The 2,035-nt window shown below is 71.8% G+C and carries 4 protein-coding genes; 3 read left to right on the top strand and 1 reads right to left on the bottom strand.

The annotated features are described in order from the left end of the window. Nucleotides 1–622 (bottom strand): TIM barrel protein (locus AOK24_RS36740; RefSeq protein WP_055724288.1); only part of this gene is annotated, 622 nt, incomplete at its 3' end. Between the two features lie 137 nt (nt 623–759). Here AOK24_RS36740 and AOK24_RS36735 point away from each other — a divergent pair. From AOK24_RS36735 to AOK24_RS36725, 3 genes are read left to right on the top strand one after another with little or no spacing between them, the layout of a single operon-like run. Beyond that, nucleotides 760–1,083, top strand: a complete 324-nt coding sequence (locus AOK24_RS36735; protein ID WP_055724286.1) for a hypothetical protein — start codon at nt 760–762, stop codon at nt 1,081–1,083. Nucleotides 1,084–1,123: 40 nt separating this feature from the next. Then, nucleotides 1,124–1,420: a YkoF family thiamine-binding protein gene (locus tag AOK24_RS36730; RefSeq protein WP_055724285.1), complete on the top strand. Its 297-nt coding sequence runs from the start codon at nt 1,124–1,126 to the stop codon at nt 1,418–1,420. Nucleotides 1,421–1,431: 11 nt separating this feature from the next. Continuing rightward, the gene (locus AOK24_RS36725; protein WP_055724287.1) at nt 1,432–1,794 is read left to right on the top strand and encodes a helix-turn-helix domain-containing protein; all 363 of its coding nucleotides are present in this window, start codon (nt 1,432–1,434) and stop codon (nt 1,792–1,794) included. The last annotated feature ends 241 nt before the right edge of the window (nt 1,795–2,035 follow it).

Raw genomic sequence — 2,035 nt, 5'->3', positions numbered from 1 at the left:
CGGCCGGGACGTCGGCGCCGTTCACGCCGAGGTGGTAGAGGTCCATCAGGAAGCGTGCGTTGTCCAGTCCTGTAAGGGAGTTGACCCGGTGTACGACCTCCACCGCGGACTCGGCGCTCAGCAGGGGGTACTTCGGGGACTCGACCCGGTTGAGGGCCTCGATCAGGAGGGTCGCGCCCACGCGGTGCGCGGCGCGGGCGGCGTACGCGAGGTTCTCCAGGGCCAGGGCGTCCTGTTCGGCGGGGTCGACGCCCTCGACCCGGTTGCCGTACGGCGCGTTGAGGGTGGCGCAGCCCAGGGAACCGGCGAAGTCGGCGGCGACGTCGACGTTGGCGCGGAAGCGGTCGGACTCGGCGCCGGGGAGGGAGAGGGCGCCCCGGTCGGGGCCGGGGAGGCGGCCGGAGTAGAAGTTGAGGCCGGTGAGGCGGACGCCGGCGTCGGTGATCGCCCCGCGCAGGGCGTCGAGTTCGGCGGGGTCGGGCGTCGGGGTGTCGGGCCACGGCCACCACAGCTCGACGTTGCTGAAACCGTTTGCGGCGACGGCCGCCGGGCGTTCGAGGAGGGGGAGGTGGGTGAAGAGGATCGAGACGTTGACGGTGTACCGCCGGTCGGGGAAGCTCATCGACACCTTCAGGGACGTACCGAAGTGTTTCGTATGCCGGAAGAGGGATTCTGGCACATGGAGTACGGGTCCGGCGGTTTCCGGGCGGCCTCGGCAACCCCCTGCGGGCGCCCGCCCCCGTCCGGGACAGTGGACGCATGAGTCTGATGACCGACGGCAAGGCACCCGGCCCCGTGCGCTTCTACCTGCGCTGCGACCGCCGCGACTGCGAGGCACGCGCGGTCTTCGAGCTGGTCATCACGGAACCGGGCCCCGACATCGAGCAGGACCTGATGGGCCACATCATGCACGAGTCGGGGAAGGCGGTTCCCTACATCGCCGAGATGGGCTGGAAGTTCTACCCGGGCGGCATCGGCTACTGGTGTCCGCGCTGCACGGGCCACCGGACGGGCCCGGCACCCGCCGTCGTACGCGACCCGGCGGCACCGAAACAGCGGGCCCGGCGCAGGCGCCCCAAGTGAGGGCTGCCGCGTGGGCGCCGGGGCGCGTTAGGTTGAGCGCGTGCGATTGAGAGTGGAGTTCACGACCGAGCCCTTCGACCTCGACGAGGTCCCCGCCCACGCGCTCGCGGCGCGTGAGGCGCTGGACGCGGCGGGGCTGGACGCCGTCGACGTGGGCCCGTTCGGCAACACCGCGGAGGGCGGCGCGCAGGCTGTGCTCGACGCCGTGGACGCCGTGCTGCGCGAGGCGCTGGAGGCCGGTGCCACCCGCGTCTCGCTCCAGGTCAACGTCCTCGGGGACAAGGCCGGGGAGAGCGCAGGGGAGAGTGCCGGGGAGTTTTCCGGGGAGGGGGCGTGAGCGACCCCGCTGTGAGCGATTCCGGCGACTTCATCACGGCCGTGAAACCCCTGGTCGACGCGATCGGCGGCGAGCTGGTCCCGGCCGACGAGGCGGGCCCCGACGACGTCGTCCTCACCTGGTCCGGCGCCGATGCCGTAGCCGTACGCCTCCCGCAGCTCGCCGACTCCCTTGACCACATCCTCGCCGCGATGGAGAGAAAACTCGGGAAACCGCTGGCACAACTCGACCGCAAGGCGAAGCAGGAGATCGTGCGGACGCTGGAGGCGCGGGGGGCGTTCGCGGTGCGGCACGGGGTGGAGACGGTGGCGAGCGCGCTCGGGGTGAGTCGGTTCACGGTCTACAACTACCTGAACCGGGAGAAAGGCGCCTGAAATCGGTTACTGCGCCTTTGCCGCGAGCCGGGCGCGTGCACCGCATGCGAGCTGGGCGCACCGCAGGGGACCGGGCGCGCGTAACCCAGAATTTTCAACAAACTGTTGACGAACGTCGGCGCGGCGGCGTTAGCTGACGCCGTGACGACCCCACCCCCGGGCCTGGCCCGCCTCAACGCCCTCCCCGAGCCGGCCGCCCGCGCCGCCCTCCACGAGGTGTGCGCGGGCGGCCGGCTCGGGG

This window comes from Streptomyces niveiscabiei (genome assembly GCF_001419795.1).
Taxonomy (GTDB): domain Bacteria; phylum Actinomycetota; class Actinomycetes; order Streptomycetales; family Streptomycetaceae; genus Streptomyces; species Streptomyces niveiscabiei.
Note: the sequence above shows the minus strand (reverse complement) of the source record. Positions and strands in the feature narration are given on the sequence as shown.

Coding starts and splice junctions, on each gene's coding strand:
- AOK24_RS36735 (WP_055724286.1), top strand. CDS start 760: ATGAGTCTGATGACCGACGGCAAGGCACCCGGCCCCGTGCGCTTCTAC.